At 71.5% G+C, this 24,356-nt stretch carries 21 protein-coding genes and 1 tRNA gene; 17 read left to right on the forward strand and 5 right to left on the reverse strand.

Features of this window, described 5'->3' with window-relative positions:
• Positions 1 to 517 precede the first annotated feature (517 nt).
• A complete protein-coding gene (gene htpG / locus ACL06G_RS16325; RefSeq protein ID WP_412786293.1) occupies positions 518 to 2,467 on the forward strand; it encodes a molecular chaperone HtpG in 1,950 nt (649 codons plus the stop codon).
• Between the two features lie 112 nt (positions 2,468 to 2,579).
• Here htpG and ACL06G_RS16330 read toward each other — a convergent pair whose 3' ends face one another.
• Entirely contained in the window at positions 2,580 to 4,028 is a 1,449-nt protein-coding gene (locus tag ACL06G_RS16330; protein ID WP_412836223.1) for an NCS2 family permease, read from the reverse strand.
• 266 nt (positions 4,029 to 4,294) lie between these two features.
• Between ACL06G_RS16330 and ACL06G_RS16335 the strand changes: the two genes are divergently transcribed.
• Complete coding sequence (locus tag ACL06G_RS16335; protein WP_412786295.1) at positions 4,295 to 4,972, forward strand: helix-turn-helix domain-containing protein; 678 nt, start codon at positions 4,295 to 4,297, stop codon at positions 4,970 to 4,972.
• A gap of 60 nt (positions 4,973 to 5,032) precedes the next feature.
• Here ACL06G_RS16335 and ACL06G_RS16340 read toward each other — a convergent pair whose 3' ends face one another.
• The gene (locus ACL06G_RS16340) at positions 5,033 to 6,790 is read right to left on the reverse strand and encodes a chloride channel protein (RefSeq protein WP_412786398.1); all 1,758 of its coding nucleotides are present in this window, start codon (positions 6,788 to 6,790) and stop codon (positions 5,033 to 5,035) included.
• 304 nt (positions 6,791 to 7,094) lie between these two features.
• Between ACL06G_RS16340 and ACL06G_RS16345 the strand changes: the two genes are divergently transcribed.
• Both ACL06G_RS16345 and ACL06G_RS16350 read left to right on the forward strand, forming a co-directional pair.
• Positions 7,095 to 7,691: a MarR family winged helix-turn-helix transcriptional regulator gene (locus ACL06G_RS16345; protein WP_412786296.1), complete on the forward strand. Its 597-nt coding sequence runs from the start codon at positions 7,095 to 7,097 to the stop codon at positions 7,689 to 7,691.
• A 147-nt stretch (positions 7,692 to 7,838) separates the two neighbouring features.
• Positions 7,839 to 8,882 (forward strand): sulfotransferase family protein, encoded by a 1,044-nt coding sequence (locus tag ACL06G_RS16350; protein ID WP_412786297.1) that lies wholly within the window; start codon positions 7,839 to 7,841, stop codon positions 8,880 to 8,882.
• Here the strand turns inward: ACL06G_RS16350 and ACL06G_RS16355 are convergent.
• From ACL06G_RS16355 to ACL06G_RS16365, 3 genes are read right to left on the reverse strand one after another with little or no spacing between them, the layout of a single operon-like run.
• Entirely contained in the window at positions 8,842 to 10,008 is a 1,167-nt protein-coding gene (locus ACL06G_RS16355) for a CapA family protein (RefSeq protein ID WP_412786298.1), read from the reverse strand. The genes ACL06G_RS16350 and ACL06G_RS16355 overlap by 41 nt on opposite strands.
• Before the next feature lie 9 nt (positions 10,009 to 10,017).
• Positions 10,018 to 11,208: an anhydro-N-acetylmuramic acid kinase gene (locus tag ACL06G_RS16360; RefSeq protein WP_412836224.1), complete on the reverse strand. Its 1,191-nt coding sequence runs from the start codon at positions 11,206 to 11,208 to the stop codon at positions 10,018 to 10,020.
• On the reverse strand, positions 11,205 to 12,626 hold the full coding sequence (locus ACL06G_RS16365; protein WP_412836225.1) for an MFS transporter: 1,422 nt from the start codon (positions 12,624 to 12,626) through the stop codon (positions 11,205 to 11,207). Before ACL06G_RS16365 ends, ACL06G_RS16360 begins: the two co-directional genes overlap by 4 nt.
• Before the next feature lie 189 nt (positions 12,627 to 12,815).
• Between ACL06G_RS16365 and ACL06G_RS16370 the strand changes: the two genes are divergently transcribed.
• The 13 genes from ACL06G_RS16370 (at position 12,816) to ACL06G_RS16430 (ending at position 24,349) form a co-directional block, all read left to right on the forward strand.
• A complete protein-coding gene (locus ACL06G_RS16370; protein WP_412836226.1) occupies positions 12,816 to 13,247 on the forward strand; it encodes a VOC family protein in 432 nt (143 codons plus the stop codon).
• A gap of 74 nt (positions 13,248 to 13,321) precedes the next feature.
• Complete coding sequence (locus ACL06G_RS16375) at positions 13,322 to 14,611, forward strand: sensor histidine kinase (protein WP_412836227.1); 1,290 nt, start codon at positions 13,322 to 13,324, stop codon at positions 14,609 to 14,611.
• A gap of 86 nt (positions 14,612 to 14,697) precedes the next feature.
• Positions 14,698 to 15,513 (forward strand): LytR/AlgR family response regulator transcription factor, encoded by an 816-nt coding sequence (locus ACL06G_RS16380; RefSeq protein ID WP_412786303.1) that lies wholly within the window; start codon positions 14,698 to 14,700, stop codon positions 15,511 to 15,513.
• Positions 15,506 to 15,871 (forward strand): hypothetical protein, encoded by a 366-nt coding sequence (locus ACL06G_RS16385; RefSeq protein ID WP_412786304.1) that lies wholly within the window; start codon positions 15,506 to 15,508, stop codon positions 15,869 to 15,871. Before ACL06G_RS16380 ends, ACL06G_RS16385 begins: the two co-directional genes overlap by 8 nt.
• A 20-nt stretch (positions 15,872 to 15,891) precedes the next feature.
• The gene (locus tag ACL06G_RS16390) at positions 15,892 to 17,403 is read left to right on the forward strand and encodes a sodium/solute symporter (protein WP_412836228.1); all 1,512 of its coding nucleotides are present in this window, start codon (positions 15,892 to 15,894) and stop codon (positions 17,401 to 17,403) included.
• A 171-nt stretch (positions 17,404 to 17,574) separates the two neighbouring features.
• Positions 17,575 to 17,973, forward strand: coding sequence for a DUF485 domain-containing protein (locus tag ACL06G_RS16395; RefSeq protein WP_412836229.1), 399 nt, complete (start codon positions 17,575 to 17,577; stop codon positions 17,971 to 17,973).
• Positions 17,970 to 19,598 carry a monocarboxylic acid transporter gene (locus tag ACL06G_RS16400; protein WP_412786307.1) on the forward strand — a complete coding sequence of 543 codons (1,629 nt, stop codon included), beginning with the start codon at positions 17,970 to 17,972 and terminating at the stop codon, positions 19,596 to 19,598. Before ACL06G_RS16395 ends, ACL06G_RS16400 begins: the two co-directional genes overlap by 4 nt.
• A gap of 129 nt (positions 19,599 to 19,727) precedes the next feature.
• A tRNA-Met gene (locus ACL06G_RS16405) sits at positions 19,728 to 19,801 on the forward strand.
• Positions 19,802 to 19,978: 177 nt separating this feature from the next.
• Positions 19,979 to 20,785 (forward strand): VOC family protein, encoded by an 807-nt coding sequence (locus ACL06G_RS16410; protein WP_412786308.1) that lies wholly within the window; start codon positions 19,979 to 19,981, stop codon positions 20,783 to 20,785.
• Positions 20,786 to 20,936: 151 nt separating this feature from the next.
• Entirely contained in the window at positions 20,937 to 21,251 is a 315-nt protein-coding gene (locus tag ACL06G_RS16415; RefSeq protein WP_412786309.1) for a hypothetical protein, read from the forward strand.
• Positions 21,252 to 21,442: 191 nt separating this feature from the next.
• Positions 21,443 to 22,555 carry a DUF6421 family protein gene (locus ACL06G_RS16420; RefSeq protein WP_412786310.1) on the forward strand — a complete coding sequence of 371 codons (1,113 nt, stop codon included), beginning with the start codon at positions 21,443 to 21,445 and terminating at the stop codon, positions 22,553 to 22,555.
• A gap of 22 nt (positions 22,556 to 22,577) precedes the next feature.
• Entirely contained in the window at positions 22,578 to 23,399 is an 822-nt protein-coding gene (locus ACL06G_RS16425; protein WP_412786311.1) for a DUF6202 family protein, read from the forward strand.
• 2 nt (positions 23,400 to 23,401) lie between these two features.
• Positions 23,402 to 24,349 (forward strand): GNAT family N-acetyltransferase, encoded by a 948-nt coding sequence (locus ACL06G_RS16430; protein ID WP_412836230.1) that lies wholly within the window; start codon positions 23,402 to 23,404, stop codon positions 24,347 to 24,349.
• The last annotated feature ends 7 nt before the right edge of the window (positions 24,350 to 24,356 follow it).

Below are 24,356 nucleotides of genomic sequence, written 5' to 3' on the forward strand. Positions count from 1 at the left end.
CCCGCCGCCGGCCCCGGCGGCCCCCGCCCCGCCCCCCCCCCCCCCCCCCCCCCCGGCTCGCTGTGTTTTTCACGCTCCCCGCGGCAAGAACTCTGCCCCCCCCGACCGGCGGGTGAACGACGGACAGTCGACCTGTCGTCCCGCCGAACCCCAGAGTAAAAGAGGGATCCACTCAAAGCTCTCTTACTGCTGTGGAGGTACGCATGATCCATTGTGGTCCGGTGTCATTTCATGACGAATTACGTGTCGTCGCGTCCCCTGTGTTGCGTCCCTTTCCAGAATGTGCCCTTCCCCGGTCATGCGTAGCGAGGAATCTGCCCCTGAAGGGGGCGTTTCCGTTCTCCGCGGCGTTCGCGGGCGGGGATGAACGCATCGGGGTTCGACGTACGGGACGGTGCCGTCGACGTGGCTCCTCCGAGGGGCGGAGGCGAGGGGCAGGGGCGGCATGCGACCGGACGAGTCCGGTGACCGGCGGCGCCTCTCTGCCGACGGTCCTTTACCATCCATGACGCACCGAATGTCGCCGCACACAGGGGGCCATGTGAGTACGCAGACCGAGACCCACGAGTTCCAGGCGGAGGCGCGGCAGCTGCTGCGCCTCATGGTTCACTCGATCTACTCGAACAAGGACATCTTCCTCCGGGAGCTCATCTCCAACGCCTCCGACGCCCTGGACAAGGTGCGGCGGGCGAAGCTCGTCGAGCCGGACCTCGACGTCGACACCGGCGACCTGCACATCCGCATCGAGGCGGACCGGGAGCAGCGCACGCTGACCGTGCGGGACAACGGCATCGGCATGTCCCGTGACGACGTGGTCGAGCTGATCGGCACCGTGGCGAAGTCGGGGACGGCCGAGCTGCTGGAACGGCTGAAGGAGGCGGAGGACGGCGAGGGCTCCCGGGAGCTGATCGGCCAGTTCGGCGTCGGCTTCTACGCCACGTTCATGGTGGCGGACCGGGTGACGCTGGTGACCCGCCGCGCGGGCGAGGACGTCGGCACCCGCTGGGAGTCCGACGGCGACGGCACCTACACCGTCGAGCCGGTCCCGGACGCCCCGCAGGGGACCGCGGTCACCGTGCACCTCAAGCCGAAGGACGAGGAGGACCGCCTCTTCGACTACACCGAAGAGTGGAAGATCCGCGAGATCGTCAAACGGTACTCCGACTTCATCGGCTGGCCGATCCGGATGGAGGTGGAGCGGCCCGGTGACGGGGACGCCGAGGCGGACGCGCCGAAGCGCGAGCTGACGACGCTCAATTCGATGAAGGCGCTCTGGTCCCGCCCCCGCTCGGAGGTGAAGGACGAGGAGTACAAGGAGTTCTACCGGCACGTCAGCCACGACTGGAACGATCCGCTGGAGACGATCTCGCTCCGGGCGGAGGGGGCGTTCGAGTACGAGGCGCTGCTGTTCATCCCGTCGCAGGCACCGTTCGACCTGTACACGCGCGACAGCCGTTCCGGGGTCCAGCTGTACGTGAAGCGGGTGTTCATCATGGACGACTGCCAGGAGCTGATGCCGGAGTACCTGCGCTTCGTCAAGGGTGTGGTGGACGCGCAGGACCTGTCCCTGAACATCTCCCGCGAGCTGCTCCAGCAGGACCGGCAGATCCATCTGATGCGCCGGCGCCTGGTGAAGAAGGTGCTGTCCACGGTGAAGGGGCTGATGAAGTCCGACGAGGACCGCTACCGCACCTTCTGGCGGGAGTTCGGCCGCGCCGTGAAGGAGGGCCTGCTCAGCGACACCGACAACCAGGGCGCGATCCTCGACATCGCCTCGTTCTCCTCCACTCACGACCCGGAGCAGCAGACGACGCTGGCCGGATACGTGGAGCGGATGAAGGAGGGGCAGGAGGAGATCTACTTCATGACCGGTTCGTCCCGGTCGCAGATCGAGAACTCCCCGCACATGGAGGCGTTCCACGCCAGGGGCTACGAGGTGCTGCTGCTGACCGACCCCGTGGACGAGATGTGGGTGGAGGCGGTGCGCGAGTTCGACGGGAAGCGGCTGCAGTCCATCGCCAAGGGGCAGGTCGATCTCGACGAGGCGGAGGGCGAGGACGACGCCAAGCCGGAGGACGAGGAGCGCAAGGAGGAGTTCGCGCCGCTGCTGTCCTGGCTGCAGGGCCGGTTGGGCGAGCAGGTCAAGGAAGTCCGCCTGTCCACCCGGCTCACCACCTCGCCGGCCTGTCTGGTCAACGATGCGCACGACATGACGCCGACGATGGAGAAGATGTACCGCGCGATGGGGCACAGCGCCCCGCCCGTCAAGCGGATCCTCGAGCTCAACCCCGGGCATCATCTGGTGACGGGGCTGCTCGCGGCCCACGGCAAGGATGCGGACGATCCGGCGCTGGCGGAGACCGCCGAGCTGCTGTACGGCACCGCTCTGCTGGCGGAGGGCGGGGAGTTGGGCGACCCGGCCCGGTTCGCCCGTCTCGTCTCCGACCGTCTGGCCCGTTCCCTGTAGGGGGCGGATGCCTCCCGGCACGTCCGTGCGGGATGTGTCGGGAGGTATGAGGAAGGGCCGGGTCGGGGTGACCCGGCCCTTCGCCTGTGGGCCCGGTCGGGCCGGTGGTCGGTCAGGTGGTGCCGAGGAGCTGCTTCACCGGTTCGATGGCGAAGTACACGAGGAAGAGTGCCGCGGTGCCCCAGAGCAGCCAGTGGACCTCGCGGGCCTTGCCCAGGCACGCCTTGATGACGACGTAGGCGACGAAGCCGGCGCCGATGCCGTTGGTGATGGAGTAGGTGAACGGCATGACGGCGATGGTGAGGAACGCGGGGACGGCGAGTTCGTAGCGGTCCCAGTCGATGTGCCGGACCTGCGTCATCATCAGGAATCCGACCGCGACGAGGGCGGGGGACGCGGCCTGGAGGGGCACGATGGTGAGCAGCGGTGTCATGAAGAGCGCGAGAGTGAACATGCCGCCGGTGATGACGCTGGCGAAGCCGGTGCGGGCGCCCTCTCCGACGCCGGCGGCGGACTCGATGTAGGTGGTGGCGGAGGAGGCGGAGGCGGCGCCGCCGGCCACTGCCGCGGTGCTGTCGATGAGCAGGACACGTCCCAGGCCGGGGACCTGGCCGCGTTCGTCGAGGAGTCCTGCCTCCGCGGTGACGCCGACGACCGTGCCCATGGTGTCGAAGAAGTCGGACAGGATCAGGGTGAAGGTCAGCAGGACCACGGTCAGGATGCTGACCTGTCCGAATGCGCCGAGGACGTCGAACTGGCCGAGGAGTCCGAAGTCGGGGGCGGCGAGGGGGTGGTCGGGCAGCGCGGGGGTGGTCAGGCCCCAGGTCTCGATGTCGGCGAGGGCGTTCACGACGACGGCGAGGACGGTCATCAGGACGATGCTGATGAGGATGGCGCCCTTCACCTTGCGGCTGAGGAGGACGATCGTGACGAGCACGCCGAGGCAGAAGATGAGCATCGGCCAGCCGGTGAGGGTGCCGGTGCCGAGCTGAACGGGCACGGTGGTGTTCGCGGCGTCCGGGATGCGGGTGACGAACCCGGCGTCGACGAAACCGATGAAGGCGATGAAGAGGCCGATGCCGACGCTGATGGCCTGCTTCAGTGCCTGCGGGATCGCATGCATGACGGCCTCCCGGAGGCCGGTCAGCACCAGGACGCAGATCAGCAGGCCCTCGAGCACGATGAGGCCCATGGCGTCGTCCCAGCTCATCAGGGGAGCGACCTGGAACGCCACGACTGCGTTGAGGCCCAGGCCGGCTGCCAGCGCCAGTGGCAGGTTGCCGCCCACTCCCATGATCACCGTCATCACCGCTGCCACCAGGGCCGTGGCGGTGGCCAGTTGGGTGGCATCGAGAGTCTGGCCGAATTTGTCCTCGGTGCCGCCGAGAATGATCGGGTTGAGTACGAGGATGTAGGCCATCGTGAAGAAGGTGGCGAACCCACCGCGTATCTCCCGGCCGATTGTCGAGCCGCGTTCGGTGATGCGGAAGAACCGGTCGAGCGGGCCGACGGGGCCGGTGGCCGGTGGGGCCTTCGTCGGACTGGTCGTGCTGGTCTGCATGACTGCGTCTCCTGGATCTGGCAGGGAGGTGGGGCAGAACGTGCCGCACGGTGTGTGACAGGAATCGTGCGATCACACATGTGGCATGACGGGAGCGGATCTTACGCGGCTGATTCGGGGCCGCAATCGCTCTGCGAAATCCCGTAGTTGACGCCAGAACAGACCGTTGTAGCTTCCTACGGAATCCGCAGGGAGTAATCAGTTCATGTCGGGAACGGGCGAAACCTGTCATGGTGTTGCCGTGGGTAACTCCCTACTCTCTGCCCGTGCATCCACCGCTCTCCTTCAATGCGCGCGCTGCCCGCACCTTCCGGGAGAAGCTCGCCATGACACCCGGTCACGTCGCGCACGGCATGCGTGTCTCCTACGGCATGACGCACATCACGCCTCACCACGTCGCCGCGTGGGAGCAAGGCGAGGCCCTTCCCGATTCCTCGGAGATCGCCGCCCTCGCAGGTGCTCTGTGGTGCGCCCCCGGCGACATCATGGGCAGGCCGCGCACCCTGTTCGAACACCGTCTGGCGCGCGGAGTCGCCGCCGAGGACATCGCCAGGGCCACCGGGATCCGGCTCGGCGACTACCAGCGCATGGAGGAGACCGGCCGCTGGACGGGCGACAGACGCCAGTCCGCCAAGCTGGGAAGCCTTCTCGAACTTCCGCCGCGAGACTTCGTCGCCGTGACCGGACTCGAGGACGAACTCGCCGAACTTCTGAGAGAAGCCGTCTCCACCCGCTGGCAGGCGCACATCCGCGCCATCGCCAAGCTGGTCTCCATGGACCGCAGCGAGCTCAAGGAGCCGCTGCGGTCCATGCATCACGAGTACCAGACCCTGATCACCGCGACCCTCAGCAGAGCCGGCAGCGACACCGCCGCCGGCTCCGCCGGCAACCGCTACCTCGACGAGATCGTCCAGCACTTCTGGGACCGGCTGCCGGACAGCTGACAGCCCGGGCCGGTTCCGCCCCCCCCCGAACGCGGGTGCAGGCCCGGGCCCGGGCGTCGCTCAGGTCGCGGTGCGGGTCTCCGGCGTGCTCGTGGAGGCCGGGGCGGCGGTTACCGACCGCAGGGCGGCCCGGTGGGTGAGCCAGCCGACCACCTGCCGCGAAGCGGAGCCGTCGGCCTCGGCGCTGCTCCGTGACGCGTCCGCGAGGACCGGGATGCCGGAGGGCGGGGCCTCGGCGAGCACGGTCAGCGCGCCGGGCAGCGGGGTGTCCGCGGTGACCGGTGTGGGCCGGGCCGCGACGTCCGCCGCGGTGCGGGGTGCGCTCTCCCGGCCGGTCCGGTCGCCCAGCGCGTCGGCCACGGTCCGGACCGTCAGCGTGCCGAGATACCTCCCGTCGGTGTCGCACACCGGGAGTGCGCCGTGGGCGGAGGCGTTGACCAGGCGCGCGGCGCTCTCCAGTCCGGCGTCGGCCGGGACGTGCGGCGGCGCGGCCTCCATGACCTCCCGGACGGCATGGTTCGCCGCCCGTACCGGAGGCGGCGGCCCGTTCAGGTCGATGCCGCGGCGGCGGAGCTTGAGGGTGTAGATCGTGTCGTTGCTCAGCAGGCGGCTGGTCACGGTGGCCAGCACGATCGCCAGCATCATCGGCAGGATGATGCTGTACTGCCCGGTGAGTTCGAAGAGGATCACCACCGCGGTGATCGGGGCCCGTGAGGAGCCCGCGAAGACCGCACCCATGCCCACCAGCGCGTAGGCCCCGGCGGCGCCCGCGATCCCGTCGGGCAGCAGCGCCTGCGTCCCGGCGCCGTAGGCGGCGCCGAGTGCCGCACCGATGAACAGGCTGGGGGCGAACACCCCGCCGGAGCCGCCGATGCCGATGCTGAGGCTGGTGGCGAGCATCTTCCCGACGACGAGCAGCAGCAGGAATCCGGCGGCGTATCCGCCGTGCACCGCGTTCTCCAGCACCGGGTAGCCGACGCCGTACATCTCGGGCAGCACGAGCAGCACGGTCCCGAGGAGCAGTCCGCCGGCCGCGGGGCGCAGCCATTCCGGGCCGCGCCAGGCCCAGTCGCAGGCGTCCTCGACGAGGTACAGGATCCGGGTGAAGCCGATGCCGACGACTCCCGCCGCCGCACCCAGCACGGCGAAGAGGGGGTACTGGGCGAGGTGGTCGACGTGGAAGGGCGGCAGGGTCAGGAACGCGACGTCGCCGAGGACGGCGCGGCTGATGACGGCCGCGGTGACGCTGGAGAGCACCGCGGCGGCGAACGCCTCGACCGTGAAGGCGCGCAGGATCAGCTCCATGGCGAAGAAGACGCCGGCCAGCGGGGCGTTGAACGTGGCCGCGATGCCGCCGGCGGCTCCGCAGGCGACGAGCAGGCGCATCCTGCCCTCGGTCACCTTCGCGACGCGGCCCAGCGTGGAGCCCAGCGCGGACCCGATCTGGACGATGGGGCCCTCGCGCCCCACCGAGCCGCCGGAGCCGATGCACAGCGCGGAGGCGAGGGACTTCACGACCGCGACGGCGGGTTTGATGCGGCCGCCCTTCCGGGCGACGGCGTACATCACCTCGGGCACGCCGTGGCCGCGGGCCTCGCGTGCGAAGCGGTGCACGAGCGGGCCGTAGAGGAGTCCTCCGGCCACGGGGGCCAGGAGCACGAACCACGGTCCGAGGGCGGGCAGCTGCGGGTGTGCGGCGTGGCCCGCTCCGGCGTAGTCGGCGTGGCCGGAGAAGACGACGGTGAAGGTGTCGACGAGCCAGCGGAAGGCGATGGACCCGAATCCGGCCATGGCGCCGACGACGAGCGCGAGGAGCAGCAGCGTGCCGGAGACGTGGGGCGCGCTCGAAGGCAGAGGGCGGGGGCTCGCGCGCCGGGTTCCCGGTGGTGGTTCGGGGGGTGGTCCGCTCGCGGCGGGGGCGGTGCGGCCGGGACGTGCGGTGCGGGTGTCGCGGGTGGCGGTCTCGGTCGGTGCGGCGGACTTCTCTGGCTCGGTGAGGCTCATTCCTTCCCTTCTGTCTTCTTTGTATTATGCAAAGTTTGTCAAGTGCGGGTTTCCGGGGGCCGGGCGAAGTGGCACGGTTGCCGATCCGGGCGGGCGCGCGATTGGTAGAACGGGAGGCATGACCGAGCACGTACGCGCCCCGGGGGGCTGCGAGGACGCCTGTGGGGATGCCGGTGGAGGGGTGGTCCCGCCGGCCGGTGGGGCCCAGGAGGACGTGGCCGAGGTGACCCGTGCGGTGCTCACCGCGTCACGGCTGCTGGTCGCGGTCTCCGCCCGGTCGCTCGCGGCGGTGGAGGGGCGGGTCACGCTGCCGCAGTTCCGGTTGCTGGTGATGCTCTCCGAGCAGGGCCCGGGGAAGCTGGTGGTGCTGGCCGCCCGGCTGGGTGTGAACCCGTCCACCGCGATGCGGATGGTGGACCGCCTGGTCGCCGCGGGGCTGGTGGACCGGCGCACGAATCCGGAGAACCGGCGCGAGAACGTGCTGAGCCTCACGGACCAGGGCAGGGAGTTGGTCGCGGAGGTCACGGCCGTGCGGCAGCGCGAGATCGCGGAGATCGTGACGCGGATGGAGCCGGAGCACCGCACGGCGCTGGTGGTCGCCCTGGACGCCTTCGGCCGGGCGGGCGGCGAGGCGCCGGCCGCCGCTCCGGAGGGCCGCGACCCCTACCCGCTGGGTTGGCCGGAGCCCGGCCCCCGGCCGGCCGCCGACTCCTAGTGCCCTGCCGGTGCCGGCAGTCCCCTCCGTTCCCTCCGGCACCTCGGGCGTCCCGTCGTCCGGAGGCTCCGTGCGGATTCTCGCCGTTCACCCGAACGAAGGGTTGCGGATAGCCAGGGCGGGGTATGACCTCTACCCTCTCAAAGCATGGTCGAGATACCCACTGAGGACGTACACGCCGAGCAGGCCGCCGAGCCCGCACCCCGCGCGGCCGGCCCGCCGGTGTTCGTCGGCGGCTGCCCCCGTTCGGGCACCACACTGCTCCGCACGATGCTGGACAGCCACCCCGACCTGGCCGTCCCGCACGAGACGCAGTTCGTCGTCCCCGCATGGCGTCGGCGGAACGAGTTCGGCGACCTCTCCCGGGCGGACAACCGCCGTGCCGCCGCGCGCTGGGTTCTCGAGCTGCCCAAGAGCCGCTTCTCGGAGCGGATCGGCATCCCGGAGGACGAGCTGGTGGAGGCCTTCGGCGAGGCCTCGCCCACGATCGGCTCCCTGATGGCCACCCCGTTCGTCCGGTACGCGGTCCACGCGGGCAAGCCGCGCTGGGGGGACAAGCGGCCGTCCTACTCGCAGAACCTGGACGCGCTGTTCGCCATGTTCCCGGACGCACGGTTCGTCAACGTCGTCCGCGATCCGCGTGCCTGCGTCGCCTCGATGGGCAAGCACTGGAAGGGCTGGGGCAACCTGCCGTCCGCGGTGAACATCTGGGAGCGCACCGACGAGAGCGTGCGCCGCGCGATGCGCAGGCTGCCGTCGCACCAGATCACCGAGATCCGCTACGAGGACCTCGTCGCGGATCCGCGGGCCGCGATGGAACGCCTCTGCGCGTTCTACGACCTCGACCCCGCGGGCATCCCGCACATGCTCGCCTACCACGAGGGCGAGAACCTGCCGACGGGCGCCATGCACGAGAACGCCGGCAAGCCGGTGACGGACGCGCCGCTGGAACGCTGGCGCGAGGAGCTGAACAAGCGGGCCGTCGCGTTCGTGGAGCATGTGCTCGCCGAGAACATGGAGCACCACGGCTACGAGCGCTCCGGCGTGAAGGCCGAACCGAGGCCGCAGGCCCTCGAGAAGCTCGAGGCGGTCCGGAAGCGCCGTGCCAAGGAGGACCGTCGGCGGCGCCTCGTCGAGTTCAGCCGGAAGTTCACCTACCGGCAGCCCGTCGCGGCCGTTCCGCCGCAGTAGTCCGCCGCGCCGGGGAGCGGAAGTCGAAGGACAGGCTTCCGTCCCCGGCGGTGCGGACCCGGGTGCCGAAGGGCTCGCACGCCTGCTGAAGGGTGCTGCGGAGCCAGGCGGTTTCCTCGCGGGAGGCGCGTCGCAGCCGCATGCGGCGCGCCCGGACGGGCACGGCGCGCAGGGCTGCCGTTCGGCCGGTGCCGGCCCCGACCTCCGCGAACCACAGGAGTCGCAGGTCGTCGCGGTACTCCTCGTGGCCGGTGATGCCCTCGTAGTCGTCGACGAGATCGCCGCAGCCGTGGAGCACGAGCCTGCCGCGGTGGACCTCGACGGCACGCGGGTGGTGCGAGGAATGCCCGTGCACCACGTCGACCCCGCGGTCCACCAGGGCGTGCCCGAACCGGACCTGCTCCGGCGGGATGCGGTGGCCCCAGTTGCTGCCCCAGTGCACCGACGCGAGGGTGACGTCGCCGGGGCGCGCCGTTGCGGCGAGGCGGGCGGCGACGGCGTCGGCCGCGGCGTCGGAGGGCTCGGTGACCAGGTGCACCCCGGCCGTGTCCCGGGAGGCGGCCCAGCTCACCGGGATGCCGCTGGACGGCATCCCGAAGGAGAGGACGACCACCCGGCGGCCGCCGCCGACGGGCACCGTCACAGGGCGCGCGGCCTGCTCGAGGTTCCGCCCCGCGCCCGCCGCGGGGAGTTCCGCGGCCTCCAGCGAGTGCAGCGTCTCGGCCAGTCCGCGGCGGCCGAAGTCCAGCACGTGGTTGTTGGCCAGGGCGCAGACGTCGGGACGCGCGGCCGCCAGGCACGGCAGGTTGGCGGGATGCATCCGGTAGTGCACCTGCTTGCCGGGAGCGAACGCGCCGCTCCGGGTGACGCTGGTCTCCAGGTTGACCACCCGGACGTCCGGGGCGTTCTCGTCCAGCACGGCGAGGGCGTCGCCCCACGGCCGGGCGGGGTCGACGGGGTGGGGGAACGGGCCGTTCGCGGCACGGGCCAGGGCGACGTAGGAGCGGGCGTCGGTCAGTGAGGGTTCCCGCAGGGCGGGGTCGCCGGGGTGGGGAAGGATCTGGTCGACGCCCCGGCCGAGCATCACGTCGCCGCACAGGAACAGCGACACCGTGCCGCCGTGCACCTCTCCACGCTAACGCCGGTGCCGTTCGTCCCAGGTGGTCACGTGCAGCCGCCCGGGCGGGGCCGAGGGGGCCGGAGGTGCCGGGAACCCGTCCCGGCCCGGTGTGAGGGAGCCGAGCACGCTCGCATGCCGGGCGCCGGTGCACGAGGGCGCGGTGCCGGGCAGCCCGTGCACGCTCAGCCAGCCGAGGACCGCGAACGCGTACGCCTCCTTGGCCGCCGCGGGGACGCCCAGCGCGTCGGAGGGGTGCAGCGCGACGCCGTCGCCCAGTTCGGCGCCGAGTCGCCGCATCATCTCCGGGTTCCGGACGCCGCCCCCGGAGGCGAGCACCTCGCTGCCGCCCACGCTCCGCACCGCGTCGGCCACGGTGCGGGCGGTGAGCGCGGTCAGCGTGGCCGCCAGGTCCTCCAACGCGGGCTCACGCCCGGCCAGCGCCGCGCGCAGGTGCCCGAGGTGGAACAGTTCCTTTCCGGTGGTCTTGGGGGCGGGGCGTGCGTAGTAGGGGTCGTTCAGCAGTGTGCGCAGCAACTCGTCGTCGACGCGCCCGCGGGCGGCGAGCGCGCCGTCCGCGTCGTAGCGCAGGCGTCCGTGGGTGGCGTCCGCGACGGCCGCGTCGAGCAGGGCGTTGGCCGGCCCGGTGTCGAAGGCCAGTGGCGCGTCCCCGTCGACGACGGTCAGGTTCGCGATGCCGCCGAGGTTCAGCGCGACGGGCCGCCCCGGCCTGCTCGCCAGCCACAGCGCGTCGAACAGGCCGACCAGGGGGGCGCCCTGCCCGCCGGCGGCGACGTCCCGGGTGCGCAGGCCGGAGACGACGGGCAGGCCGCTCTCCTCGGCGATCCACGCCGGCTCGCCGAGCTGCAGGGTGCCGAGTACCCGGCCGTCGTCCACCCAGTGGTAGACGGTCTGGCCGTGGGAGACGGCCAGGTCGGCGCGCGCATCGCACAGTTCCTCGTTGGCGCGGCACGCGGCGCGGGCGAAGGCCCGGCCGATGCCGGTGTCCAGCCGGCACACCTGGTGCAGGCTGGTCGCCGACGGGGGGAGGGCCGCGGCCAGTTCGTCGCGCAGCGCGGCGTCGTAGGGCTCGGTGAGCATGCCCAGCGGGTGCAGCACCAGGGTGTCTCCGTCCTGGTGGAGATCGGCGGCAGCCGCGTCGATCCCGTCGTGGGACGTGCCGGACATGAGGCCGATGACGCGCCTCACTCGGCGGCCTTCCCGGTCGTGCCGGATGCCGTGCCGGGCTCGGGGGTCGCGATGCGCTCGGTTCCCGCGGTGCGCCGCAGGGGGCGCAGGTGGTCGTCGCCGCGCAGTGTCCACAGCGCGAGGGCGCTGACGGCACAGGTCGCGGCGGCGTAGTAGGCGGGGATGTCGACGTCACCGGTGCGCTTCACGAGTTCGGTGATGATCAGGCCCGCGCTGCCGGAGAAGACAGCGTTCGAGAGCGCGTAGGTCAGCCCCAGGCCGGTGTACCGGACGGAGGTCGGGAACATCTCCGACAGCATGGCGGGGCCGGGGCCGGCGAGCATGCCGACGGCCGCACCGGCGGCGAACACTCCCGCGCCCTTCACGGCCGTGGACGTGTCCGGGGCCTGCAGCAGGTTGAGCAGCGGCCAGGACAGCACGGCGATCAGCAGGGCCCCGGTGAGCATGACGGTGCGTCGGCCCAGGCGGTCGCTGAGGCGTCCCGCGGGCAGGATCATCGCGGTGAAGCCGGCGTTGGCGACGACGGTCGCCAGGAGTGCCTGCTGGAAGGAGGCGTCCAGGGTCGCCTGCAGGTAGGAGGGCATGACCACGAGGAAGGTGTAGCCGGCGGCGGACCAGCCCATGAGTCGTCCCGCTCCGAGGAGGATCGCCTTCGCGGTCTCCGCGGCGGAGGGCTTCCCGTCCGGCGCTGCGCTCGGCGCGTCCGCCGCGCCGGAGGCGCTCTCCCCGCCCTGTTCGCGGACGAACTCGGGTGTCTCGTCGAGCCGCAGGCGCACCCACAGTGCGACGAGGCCCAGCGGCAGGGTCAGCAGGAACGGGATGCGCCAGCCCCAATCGGTCAGCGCCGATTCCGTCAGTGCGGTGGCGAGCAGCGCGGCCATGCCCGCGCCGGCGAGCAGACCGAGGCCGACGGTGAAGGACTGCCAGGCGCCGTACAGGCCGCGCCTGCCGGGCGGGGCGAACTCGGTCATGACGGACACGGCGCCGCCGAACTCGCCGCCGGCGGAGAGGCCCTGGAAGATCCGCAGCAGGGTGAGCAGCCAGGGTGCCGCGGCGCCGACGGTCGCGTACGTGGGCAGCACGCCGATGAGGGTCGTCGACACGGTCATCAGCAGCAGGACGAGGACCAGCGTCGGCTTGCGTCCGAAGCGGTCCCCCACGCGGCCGAACAGGGCGGCGCCGACCGGGCGGAAGAAGAAGGCCAGTGCGAACGACGCGTAGGTCTTCACCAGCGACTCGAGGTCGCTCCCGCCGTTCGCGCTGAAGAAGTTCGCGGCGATGACGGTGGCGAAGTAGCCGTAGACGCCGAACTCGTACCACTCGATGAAGTTGCCGACGGAGCCGGCGACGAGCGCCCGGCGCGGCGGTGCGGGAGATCTCGTCGCGCCGGTGGTGGCGGCGGGAGGCGTGGACGACATGGCAGGAGCCCTCCTGGTGCCCACGGCGGGGCGGAAGCGGGTGCGGCGATTCCCCCGGGTGGAGTAGACCAATTCCGTGCTGGGTGGTCAAGAGTCGGGGCGCCCCGCTCCGGGCCTCCGCTGCGTACGCTGTGGCGGTCCGTCCCGGCGGCTTCCCGGGGCGCACCCGCGACGGAAGGACGGCAGCACGTGACCGTTCACGACTCCCCGGTTCCGCGTTTCCACCTGGCCGTACCGGTCGACGACCTGGACGCGGCCCGCCGCTTCTACGGCGGGCTCCTCGGTCTGGAAGAGGGCCGCAGCGCCGACAGGTGGGTGGACTGGAACCTGCACGGTCACCAGTTCGTCACCCACCTCGCCCCCGGGGTTCCCCGACCCGCCCACAACCCTGTGGACGGGCACGACGTTCCCGTTCCGCACTTCGGGCTGCTCCTCGCGGTGCCCGAGTTCCACGCACTGGCCGACCGGCTCCGTGCCGCGGGTACCGCGTTCGTCATCGAGCCCCATCTGCGTTTCGAGGGCGAGCCCGGCGAGCAGTGGACGATGTTCCTCCTCGACCCGGCCGGAAACGCCCTGGAGTTCAAGGCGTTCGCCGACGACGCGCAGGTCTTCGCCCGCTGAGGCAGGGAGGGGCGGACGACCGGCAGCCGTCGCGCCCCGTACCGCCGGCGCGACGACCGCACTACCGTGGCGCCATGAACGCCGCTCTCCGCGCCGTGCGTGCCGCTGCGGCGGCCGTCCTGGACACCGCCGGCCCGGCCGCGCGCACGTGGCGGCCGCACCGGGGGCGAAGCCGGCGCGGCGCCGGTGACCGTGCGGAGGAGGCGGCCTTCGAGGCCCTGCACCTGGCGTCGCTGGCCTCGCCGGAGCTGCGCGGTGGGCTGACCGAGCGGTCCGCGGGCGCGGCGGCGGGACATCTGCGGGCGCTGCTGGGGGTGCCGGCACTCGCCCTCACGGACACCGACCGGCTGCTGGCCTGGGACGGCGTCGGGAACCCGTGCGGCGCCTCCGCGCTCGGCGGCCGGTCGGAACGCCGCGGGCGGGCCGGACACCACGCGGACCACGCGGACCGCACGGTGGAGCTGGCGACCCCGGCGCTCCACGGCGGGCGGGTGTCCGTGGCCTCCGGCCAGCGGGTGCGCTGCTCCGCACCGCAGTGCTCGCTGCGGCAGGCGGTGCTCGCCCCCCTGGTCGTCGACGGTTCGGTGACCGGGGCGCTCGTCGCCCACGCCCGTGACGTGACCCCCGGCCTGGTCCGGGCGTGCCGCGAGGTCGCGCGCTGGGTGTCGGGGCAGCTGGAGATCGCCGAGCTGCAGCGCTCCCGCACCCTGCTCGTCGAGGCTGAGCTGCGGGCGTTGCGGGCGCAGATCTCGCCGCACTTCATGTACAACGCGCTCGGCGCGATCGCCTCCTTCGTGCGGTCCGATCCGGAACGGGCGCGCGAGCTGCTGCTGGAGTTCTCCGACTTCGCGCGCTACTCCTTCCGGCGGCACGGCGATTTCACGACGCTGTCCGAGGAGCTGCGCTCGATCGGGCAGTACCTGGCCCTGGAACAGGCCCGGTTCGGCGACCGCCTCCGGGTGACGGTGCAGGCCGCGCCCGAGGTGCTTCCGGTGTGCGTCCCGTTCCTCTGCCTGCAGCCGCTGGTGGAGAACGCGGTGCGTCACGGCCTCGAGGGGAAGGCCAGCACCGGCCACCTCCTCGTCGTCGCCGAGGACGCCGGCGCCGAGGCGCACATCACGGTCGAGGACGACGGCGCGGGGATGGACCCGGCGCAGTTGCGGCGCGTGCTCGCCGACGAGGCGGACGGCGACCCCTCGGCCGCGGCGGGTTCCGGCAACGGCATGGGGCTGGCGAACGTGGACAGCCGGCTGCGTCACATCTACGGGGACGCGTACGGGCTCGTCGCCGAGACCGCACCGGGGGCCGGCACGAAGGTCCATGTCCGGGTGCCGAAGTATCAGCCCGGCGTGGCCGCCTCATGACCGGCCGTCCACGACCGGGCCCGCGCGCCGGAGCGGGGGTGCCGCCGTGGTTGACCGGCTCTGTCACGGGTGCCCACAATCGCCGGATGCTGCACCTGCTGGCGGTCGACGACGAACCGCCCGCCCTGGAGGAGCTGTGCTACCTGCTCCGCCGGGACCCGAAGGTCGGCCGCGTCGAACCCGCTGCGGACGGCTCGGCCGCGCTGCTGGCCCTGGACCGCGCGCTGGAGGCGGGAACCCCGGTGGACGGGCTGTTCCTGGATGTCAGCATGCCGGGCCTGGACGGGCTCGGCGTCGCCCGCGTCCTCTCCCGGTTCGCGGTTCCGCCGCCCGTCGTCTTCGTCACCGCCCACGAGGACTTCGCCGTCCCCGCCTTCGAACTCCGGGCCGTCGACTACCTGCTCAAGCCGCTGCGCCCGGAACGCCTCGCCGAGGCGGTGCGCCGCGTGGCCGCGCTCCGCGGCGGCGGCGACCGTACGGCGGCCGGTCCGGCCGTCCCGGGGCAGGCCCCGTCGACGGCGGCGGACGACCCGGTGCTCGCGGTCGAACTCTCCGGAGTGACACGCTTCGTGCGCCGCTCCGAGGTACGGCACGTGGAGGCGCGGGGGGACTACGCCCGGTTGTGCCTGGCGGCCTCCGACCACCTGGTGCGCGTGCCGCTGAGCACCCTGGAGGAGGAGTGGGCGGACGCCGGCTTCATCCGCATCCACCGCCGGCACCTGGTGGCCGTGGACCACATCGAGGAGGTGCGCTTCGAGGGCGGTCGGCTCACGGTGCGCGTCGGTGACGCGCTGCTGCCGGTCAGCAGGCGCAGCACCGGGCGTCTGCGTGAACTCCTCGTACGGAGGAGGCCCGTGGCAGCGGCCGCGGACGCCGGCACCGAGGAGGCGGCGGATGGCTAGGCGTCCGAAGCGGGAGGTCGTCACCCACCCCCGCACCAGGGCCGCGCGCCCGGGGCCGCACCACACGGTCGCTCGCGAGGTGCGGGAACAGACGCCGCTGGGCGAGGTGTACCTGCGGGCACTGATGCGTTCCCAGCTCCGCCTGGGAGTCGCGGTGGCTGCCGGGGTCTGCGTGCTGCTCGGATCGTTGCCGCTGGTCTTCGCGCTGTGGCCGGAGGCGGGACTGTGGGGTCTCTCCCTGCCGTGGCTGGTGCTCGGTGTGCCCGCGCACCTGCTCCTCGTCGCTTCCGGCGCCCTGTACGTCCGGCGGGCCGAACGCAACGAGCGCGCTTTCGCCGAACTCGTCGACCACTCCTGACGTGTGACGGGACGGCGCCCATGAGTCTGCTGCTGAACTCGGTCGCGGTGGTCCTCGTCTCGGTCGCCAGCGTGTGCGTCGGCGCCTACGGCCTGCGTTCGCGCAGCACCTCGGACTTCTTCGTGGCCTCCCACAGTGTGTCGCCGCTGCGCAACGCGGCGGCCGTCGGAGGCGAATACTTGTCGGCCGCCTCCTATTTGGGGATCGCCGGGCTGGTGCTGGCCTTCGGCGCGCCCATGCTCTGGTACGGCATCGGCTACACCGCGGGATTCCTGATGCTCCTGGTGCTGGTTGCCGCACCGCTGCGCCGGAGCGGGGCCTACACGGTCTCGGACTTCGCCGAGGCCCGCCTGGGATCGCTCGCGGTGCGCCGGGCCGCCACCGCCTTCGTCGTGCTCATCGGCTGGCTCTACCAGGTGCCGCAGCTCCAGGCCGCGGGGCTGGCGCTGCGCACCGCCTTCGAGGCCCCGGCCTGGGCGGGGGCGCTGCTGGTGTCCGCGGTGGTGCTGCTCAACGTGCTGGCGAGCGGGATGCGCAGCGTCACGCTGGTGCAGGCCTTCCATTTCTGGTTCAAGCTCGCCGCCCTGGCGGTCCCCGCGCTGGTCATGGTGGTGCTGTGGGGCAACGGCTGGCATCTGGACGGCGGTTCGGCCGACGACGGTTCGGCCGGCCCGGGTGTGCCGGCACCCGCCGCGTCCGGACCGGGGCCGCTGCCCTCCGGCGCCGGACCGGAACTGTACGGCCTGTACTCGCTCATGGTGGCCACGTTCTTCGGCGCGATGGGCCTGCCGCACGTCGTGGCACGCTTCTACACCAACCCCGACGGCCGCACGGCCCGGCGCACCGCGGTCGGCGTGCTCGGACTCCTCGGCGCCTTCTACCTGCTGCCGGCGGTGTACGGCGGGCTGGGGCGGCGCTACGCCTCGGACCTGGTCGGGTCGGGCCACGCCGACGCCGTGGTGGTGCTTCTCCCCGGACGGCTGGTTCCGGGCCCGGCCGGGGCCGTGCTGACGGCCGTGGTCATCGCCGGCGCGTTCGCGGCCTTCCTGTCGGTGTGCTCCGGCCTGACGCTCTCGGTGGCCTCGGTGCTGTGCCAGGACGTGTTCGGGGGCGGGGTGCGGGGCTTCCGGAGGGCGACGGTGACGGCTGCGGCCGTGCCGTGCGGGCTGGCGCTGCTGCTGTCGGCCCCCGGCATCTCCATCGCCCGGGAGGTCGGGCTGGTGTTCGCGATCGCGGCGTCCTCCTTCTGCCCCCTGCTGGTGCTGGGGATCTGGTGGCGGCGGCTGACCGCCGCCGGGGCGCTCGCCGGCATGCTGGCCGGGGGTGGCCTGGCGACGGCTGCGCTGGTGCTGACCCTGCTCGGCGTCCCCGGCGGCGGCTGGTGGGGGGCGCTCGTGGGGCAACCGGCCGCCTGGACCGTCCCGCTCGCTTTTCTGACGATGGTGGCCGTCTCGCTGGCGACGCAGTCCCGGGTTCCGGCCGGGGCATCGCGGGCCCTGGCCCGGCTCCACCTGCCCCAGACGCCGGCCTGACGCCCGGGGATCCCGGTGCCGGGCGCACCGTTCGCCGCGCCCGGCCGACCGTTCGTCGCGCGCCGGGCACCGTCCGCCGCACCGGGGCCACCATCCGGCGACCGGCGGTGCGTGACGCCTCCCCGGCCGGGTGCCGACTCCCTACCGTCGGGCTCGACCGGCATCCGTGCGATGCAGCTCGACCGTGCCGCGCGCCGTGCGCGCACGGCACCGACAGGAGGTCCTCCTGTGAAGGAAACACCACCGGCCGCGAGAGCGGGCGCGTCCCGGAGCTACCGCGACGTGCAGGGCAGTGCCGAGTTCGGCGCGCTGCGCCGCGCCCACCGGTCCTTCGCCTTCCCGCTGACCGTGGCGTTCATCTCCTGGTACTTCCTCTACGTCCTGTTGTCGATCTACGCCGGCGGCCTGATGGGCACCGAGGTCATCGGCAACGTCAATGTCGCCCTGGTGTTCGGCGTGGCCCAGTTCCTCTCCACCTTCGTCATCGCCTGGTGGTACTCCCGCCACGCCGCGACGAAGCTCGACCCGCCGGCCGATGCCATCAAGTCCCGTGTGGAGGGCGACGCATGAACACCATCACACAGCTTGCGGCGTCGGACGCGAGCGAACACCGCACACTGATCATCACGCTGTTCTCCGTCTTCGTGGCCGCGACCCTGGGCGTCACGGTCTGGGCCGGGCGGCGCACGAAGGACGCCACCGACTACTACGCGGGCGGACGTTCCTTCAGCGGTTTCCAGAACGGCCTCGCGATCTCCGGCGACTACATGTCGGCCGCCTCGTTCCTGGGCATCGCCGGCGCCATCGCGCTGTTCGGCTACGACGGCTTCCTGTACTCCATCGGCTTCCTGGTCGCCTGGCTGGTGGCGCTGCTGCTGGTCGCCGAACCGCTGCGGAACTCGGGGCGGTTCACCATGGGCGACGTGCTCGCCTACCGGATGCGCCAGCGCCCGGTGCGCACCGCGGCCGGCGTGTCGACGATCGTGGTGTCCATCTTCTACCTGCTCGCGCAGATGGTCGGCGCCGGTGCACTGGTGGCGCTGCTGCTCGGCGTCTCCGGCGACGCGGGCAAGAACCTCATCGTCGTCCTCGTCGGCGTCGTGATGATCCTCTACGTCACCATCGGCGGCATGAAGGGCACCACCTGGGTGCAGATGATCAAGGCCTGCCTGCTCATCGCGGGCACGCTGCTGATCACGTTCCTGGTGATGCTCAAGTTCGACTTCAACGTCTCCTCGCTGCTCGGCGCGGCGGCGGACAACAGCGGCCACGGTGCCGCGTTCCTGGAACCCGGGCTGAAGTACGGCGTCTCGGCCACCTCGGAGATCGACTTCCTCTCGTTGGGGCTCGCGCTCGTCCTGGGCACGGCGGGACTCCCGCACATCCTGATCCGCTTCTACACGGTGCCCACCGCGCAGGCCGCGCGGAAGTCGGTCATCTGGGCCATCGGGATCATCGGCGCGTTCTACCTGATGACCATCGCCCTCGGGTTCGGCGCTGCCGCGCTGCTCTCGCCGAAGGAGATCACCGAGTCGAACGCCGCGGGCAACACGGCGGCACCGCTGCTGGCACAGGAGATCGGCGGCGGCGCCGACTCGACGGGCGGAGCGATCCTTCTCGCGGTGATCTGCGCCGTGGCCTTCGCGACCATCCTCGCCGTGGTGGCCGGTCTGACGCTGGCTTCGTCGTCGTCCTTCGCGCACGACCTGTACGCCAACGTCATCCGCAAGGGCCGGGCCAGTGACCAGGAGGAGGTGCGTGCCGCCCGGATCGCCGCGGTGCTCATCGGCGGTGTGGCGATCGTGCTCGGCATCTTCGCCGGGAAGCTGAACGTGGCGTTCCTGGTGGCACTGGCCTTCGCCGTCGCCGCGTCGGCGAATCTGCCGACGCTCCTCTACAGCCTGTTCTGGAAGCGGTTCAACACCACGGGCTCGTTGTGGTCCATCTACGGCGGCCTGGTCTCCTCGGTGGTGCTGGTGTTCTTCTCGCCCGTCGTCTCCGGCAGCCCCAGCGCCATGTTCCCCGGAGCCGACTTCCAGTGGTTCCCGCTGAACAACCCCGGCCTGGTGTCCATCCCGCTCGGTTTCTTCCTCGGGTGGCTGGGCACAGTGCTGTCCCGGGGGAACGAGGACGAGGACGGCGAGAAGTACGCCGAACTGGAGGTGCGGTCCCTGACGGGAGCAGGCGCCCACTGACGGACCATTCCCGGGGGGTAGGGGACGGTGGGGCCGGCCGCGGCGGTGGGCCGGTCGGCCCCGCCCCGGCACGGCGCGCGGGACGCGATTTCGCGTCCCGCGCCCGATGCCGTACAGTAGAGATCACGACGCGGGGTGGAGCAGCTCGGTAGCTCGCTGGGCTCATAACCCAGAGGTCGCAGGTTCAAATCCTGTCCCCGCTACTGAAGGCGAAGGCCCGGCAGCGCAGCTGCCGGGCCTTCGCTCTGTTCGGGGGACGGTCGGGCCGTGGGGTGCCGCCAGAAGGGTTCGGGTGCGCGGGCCGTCCCGTGTCCCGGGGCGGACTGTCCGGGGGCGGTGGGACGCTGAGCGCAGCGAGCACACTGCGAAGGGACATCGTCGTGATCACCACTGATGCCGTGCACGGATCCCCCTGCTGGCTGGATCTGGGAGCGCCCGACATCCAGGCCGCCGCCGACTTCTACCGCGCCGTGTTCGGCTGGGAGTACCAGTCCTTCGGGCCGGAGGCCGGCGGGTACGGGGCCCTGCGGAAGGACGGCAAGGCCGTGGCGGCGCTCGGGGCGCTCTCGGAGGAGGGGGCGCGGTCCGCTTGGATGGTCTACTTCCGTACCGACGACGCGGCGGCCACCGCCGACGCCGCGTCCCGGGCGGGCGGCGCCGTGCGAGTGGCCCCCACCGCCATGGGCGAGTGGGGCAGCATGGCACAGCTCACCGATCCCCAGGGAGCGCAGTTCGCGGTGTGGCAGCAGGGTGAGCAGAAGTCGGGTCTGGAGCGCACGGACGACGCCGGCTCGCTCGGCTGGATCGAGCTGTTCGCGCCGGACGCCGCGGCGGCGAAGGACTTCTACCGCGACCTCTTCGGCTGGCAGTACCAGGAGATGCCGCTGCCCGGGAACGCCGACATGACCTACACGCTGATCACGCCCGCCGGCCGGCCGCCGGAGCGGATGCACGGCGGCCTGATGCAGTTGTCGGCCGACCAGTTGCAGCACATGGGCGGCAAGGCCTACTGGCACCCCGTCTTCGGCGTCGAGGATTGCGACGCGACCGTGGAGACCGTTCGCGGGAACGGGGGGACCGTGATGATGGGGCCGGAGGACACGGAAGGAGTCGGCCGTCTGGCCGTGTGCACCGACCCGTCGGGTGCCGAGTTCGTGGTCCTGAAACCCGTGGCCGAGTCGAGCTGACCGGTAGCGGCCCGCGGGTGCCGCGCCGTTCGTGCAGGTTCCCCGGCGGCAGGGAGAACACCCTGCGTGGGACCGGTGAATTCCACGCAGGGCACGTTTGAGAACCCCGGGCGGGGCAATCAGGGTTTCCATGTACCCTGCCCAAGAACCTATGCCGGTAAACGACAACTACGAGCAGAACCCGCGTCGTTCGTCTTCCCGTCGCGCTGCTGTGGTGATCTGCACGGTGGCGGACATCGCCGCATCCTTTCTCGGACTCTGGATTCTGCTGTATCTGCTCGGCGCCAACCAGGCGAACGTGTTCGTCGGTTTCGTGGAAAGTGTCGCGGACCTCCTGGCTTTCTGGTCCCAGGACATCTTCACGATGGAGAGCGAGGCGCTGCGTGTCCTCCTCAACTACGGGCTGCCGGCGCTTCTGTACCTGGGTGTCGGCCACGGCTTGGCGATACGCATGCGCAGCGTGTGACCCTCTCTGCACGACCGGTGGTGCCGCAGTGGATTTCGGTGCCACCGGTCCGCACGCGCTACCCGGCGCCCGGATGACTCGCGCTCACATGCACGTCATCCGACATCTGTTCACCGTTCCTCCAGACGGTTACGCTCCCCGAGGTTCGGCCCGATGCCGCAACGGGGCGCTGCGCGGAGGGAGCGTGTGCTGTGCAAGACCTGAGTCCGGTTTTCACCGAGGTGAACGATCTGAGGAAGCAGCTCGGAGAGAGGTCCTCCTACCGTGACCCCGGGACGCTGCGGCGTCTGGCCCGGAGTATCGAGGACTCGCCCGCGCTGCGCCGGCAGCCCGTCGCGCAGGCCTTCCTGGAGGACCTGGCCACGTTCGAGCCGGGGCGCAGGCTGGAGGCCACCAAGGCCCACATCAACGGCCGCCGCGACGGGCACATCTTCTCCCTGTTCGACGCCTCGTACTTCCCCCGGCTCTCGCTCGACTACCTCACCTACCAGGAACTTCCCGCCGATCCGCACCTGGCGCGGCAGTACGCGAGCAACACGGCCCCGGTCCGGATCACCGGACGCTCCGAGGGCTTCGGGTCGCGGGTGGTGGTGGCGCTCTTCCCCGAGAACCATCTCGACGGCATCCAGCAGCCGGACGACCTGATCTTCTACTTCATCGACAAGTTCCTCGAGCGGCACAACCGCATCACCCGGAAAATGATCGACGAGGTGATGGCGGAGGGCAGTTTCCCCCGCATCCAGGGAGCTCCCGACGACGTGATCGAGCAGGCCTCCTCATGGTGGGTGCGGATGCACGAATACCACCATCGCCAGGGCGACATGCCGATCCCGGAGTTCCTCGACGCCAAGAAGTACAAGCCGCTCGCGGGACTGGAGGAGCTCCGTGTCGACGTCTCCGGAATGCTCGCGCTGCTCGGTGACCAGGAACTGCCCCGCGAGGAGGCCCTGACCGCCTACGAGTACATATTGGCCGAACGCCTCCTGCGGTATGCCGTGGAGGGAATCCCCCGACCCAACTACGACGCCGTCGCCTCGCAGCTGCTCTTCGGCTATCTCGAACGGCACGGCGGGATACGGGTCGAGGGCCACACCATCCGACTGCTCCCCGCGGTGAACGAGGCACTGGCCTCGTTCCTCGGCGAGATCCAGCGGATCGAGCACCGCATCCACACCGAGCCGCTGGAGGCGGTTCGCAAGCAGCTTCTCGAACTGACCAACGCGTACACCGACTACGACCCCGTGGCACGCGACTACCGGTACGTGCCGTTCTTCGCCGAAGTGAAGCAGAAGCTGGGTGTCTAGAGCCGTAGAGGAGAGAAGAATCGTGACTGCTGTTGCCGAGTTCTCCGCACAGGACCGTGACGTGCTCGACGAACGGGTGGAGAAGGAGATAGACACCGCCGGCCTCCGCCGGGCGGACAACCCCTTCTTCTCCACCGCACGCGGCGTCGAGTCGGTGACCCCCGAAGCGGGACTCGCCATCGGGCTGTGGTGGCGCGACATGACCCACGGCTTCATGTTCAGCACCCTCGCGGGCCTTGGGGTGATGGCCCGGCGCTTCCTGAACGACCGCGCCCCCTCCCGCGACATCCTGGGGGCCTTCCAGACCGTGTACCAGGTCATCGGGGACGACCTGGACAACGCCGCGCCCGAGTTCAGCGAGGTCGCGCCGCGGGGACCCGCGGGCATCCACTACGTGTGGTGGGACGACACCATCGTCGCCCCGCTGGAGAAGCACGTCGGAGAGGAGGCGCGGGCCGGGGCGGCCGGGAGGCCGCCGGAGGTGGAGGCACTGCTGGCCAACATGGACCGCCTCGCCACCTCCCCGCTCGGCGCAGCAGTGCAGCTGCGTGTCGTGGAGACCATCGCGCTCGACATCGCCGTGGGCTTCCGCCGGATGTACGGGAAGGTCCTCGTGGACGGCGAGCGCCTGTTCACCACCACCGAGCAACTCGCCTGGATCGACGCGCACATCAAGGCGGAGACGGTGCACGCCGCCCAGGTGAGCGACGACGAGACGGGCATGACCCACCTCGTCGAGAGCCCGCAGGAGGCCGAGGAGTTCACCCGCCTGGTGACGGAGTACGCCGGGAACTGGTCGCGCGCCCTGGCGACGTTCGCGGACCGTCTGCAGGCGGCAGCCTGAGCATGGAGATCGTCGACCACTACGGCCTGGCGCTCGCGCTCGTCCCGCCCGACGAGGTGGCGGACGAGCCGTGGCGCCGGGCCGAGCGGCACATCGACGTGGCCCGCGTGCCGGACCCTCCCGACGGCGGCCTCGGTGTGCTCGCCGCGCACGGTTTCCTGCGCAAGCCCGCCACCGTGACGTGGCTGGCCGAACTCGGGCCGGACGAGGACGCCTTCCTCGAACGGCTGCCTCGCCTCCGTCGCCAGGACGTCCGCCGCGCCCGGCGGCACGCCGTCGCCGGGGGACTCCGTGAAGTCGTGGAGGAGCCCGTCAGCCCCGAATCCCTCGACGCCTTCTTCGCCCTGTACGCGGAACGCGTGGCGGACATGCGGTTCGGCGTGCCCTTCGCGCTGGGGTACCGAGAGGCGATCCTGCAAGGGCCCGACAAGTGGTTCGGCGTGTACGCCCACGAGGCATCGGGCCCGTTGGCGGGGGCCTGTCTGGTGCGGGAGGAGCCGGAACGCGATGCTGCCGTGCTGCGCTTCTCCGCCGTGACGGCGTTGCACCGCCGCTCCAGCCTGGCTCGTGTGCTCTATCTGAGCGCGCTTCGCGTCGCCCGGCGCAAGGGCTACCGGTACGCCACGCTCGGCAACGAGCCCAACCTGATGGGCCATCTCACCAAGCCCGGCCTCTTCGGGTTCAAGTCGGGACTCGGTTTCGAGCCGATCCCCTCGCACCGGTTCGGTGACCCCGATGCCGCGGACGAGGCGGATCTGGTGCTCGACCTGAGCAACCTGGGCGATCCCACGTTCCTGCTCGCCTATGCCGCCCGGGACCGGTCCGGTGCGCACGCGGAGAAGCCCGAACTGGCGGGACATCTCTTCCACACCGGCACGGTCGACACGGCCCGGTACGGTGCGCCGTTCCTCGCGCCCACCACGGTCCACCGGATGGCCGCAGAGGCGTGACGGCGGC

The organism is Streptomyces callyspongiae, assembly GCF_047200695.1.
Lineage (GTDB): Bacteria > Actinomycetota > Actinomycetes > Streptomycetales > Streptomycetaceae > Streptomyces.

What these genes read in the sequence shown, in the direction of transcription:
- ACL06G_RS16415 (WP_412786309.1), top strand. Translation starts at nt 20,937, where the DNA reads ATGCCGGTAAACGACAACTACGAGCAGAACCCGCGTCGTTCGTCTTCC.
- ACL06G_RS16330 (WP_412836223.1), bottom strand. Translation starts at nt 4,028, where the DNA reads ATGCAGACCAGCACGACCAGTCCGACGAAGGCCCCACCGGCCACCGGC.
- ACL06G_RS16350 (WP_412786297.1), top strand. Translation starts at nt 7,839, where the DNA reads ATGGTCGAGATACCCACTGAGGACGTACACGCCGAGCAGGCCGCCGAG.
- htpG (WP_412786293.1), top strand. Translation starts at nt 518, where the DNA reads ATGTCGCCGCACACAGGGGGCCATGTGAGTACGCAGACCGAGACCCAC.
- ACL06G_RS16400 (WP_412786307.1), top strand. Translation starts at nt 17,970, where the DNA reads ATGAACACCATCACACAGCTTGCGGCGTCGGACGCGAGCGAACACCGC.
- ACL06G_RS16380 (WP_412786303.1), top strand. Translation starts at nt 14,698, where the DNA reads ATGCTGCACCTGCTGGCGGTCGACGACGAACCGCCCGCCCTGGAGGAG.
- ACL06G_RS16385 (WP_412786304.1), top strand. Translation starts at nt 15,506, where the DNA reads ATGGCTAGGCGTCCGAAGCGGGAGGTCGTCACCCACCCCCGCACCAGG.
- ACL06G_RS16395 (WP_412836229.1), top strand. Translation starts at nt 17,575, where the DNA reads ATGCAGCTCGACCGTGCCGCGCGCCGTGCGCGCACGGCACCGACAGGA.
- ACL06G_RS16375 (WP_412836227.1), top strand. Translation starts at nt 13,322, where the DNA reads ATGAACGCCGCTCTCCGCGCCGTGCGTGCCGCTGCGGCGGCCGTCCTG.
- ACL06G_RS16365 (WP_412836225.1), bottom strand. Translation starts at nt 12,626, where the DNA reads ATGTCGTCCACGCCTCCCGCCGCCACCACCGGCGCGACGAGATCTCCC.
- ACL06G_RS16390 (WP_412836228.1), top strand. Translation starts at nt 15,892, where the DNA reads ATGAGTCTGCTGCTGAACTCGGTCGCGGTGGTCCTCGTCTCGGTCGCC.
- ACL06G_RS16345 (WP_412786296.1), top strand. Translation starts at nt 7,095, where the DNA reads ATGACCGAGCACGTACGCGCCCCGGGGGGCTGCGAGGACGCCTGTGGG.
- ACL06G_RS16430 (WP_412836230.1), top strand. Translation starts at nt 23,402, where the DNA reads ATGGAGATCGTCGACCACTACGGCCTGGCGCTCGCGCTCGTCCCGCCC.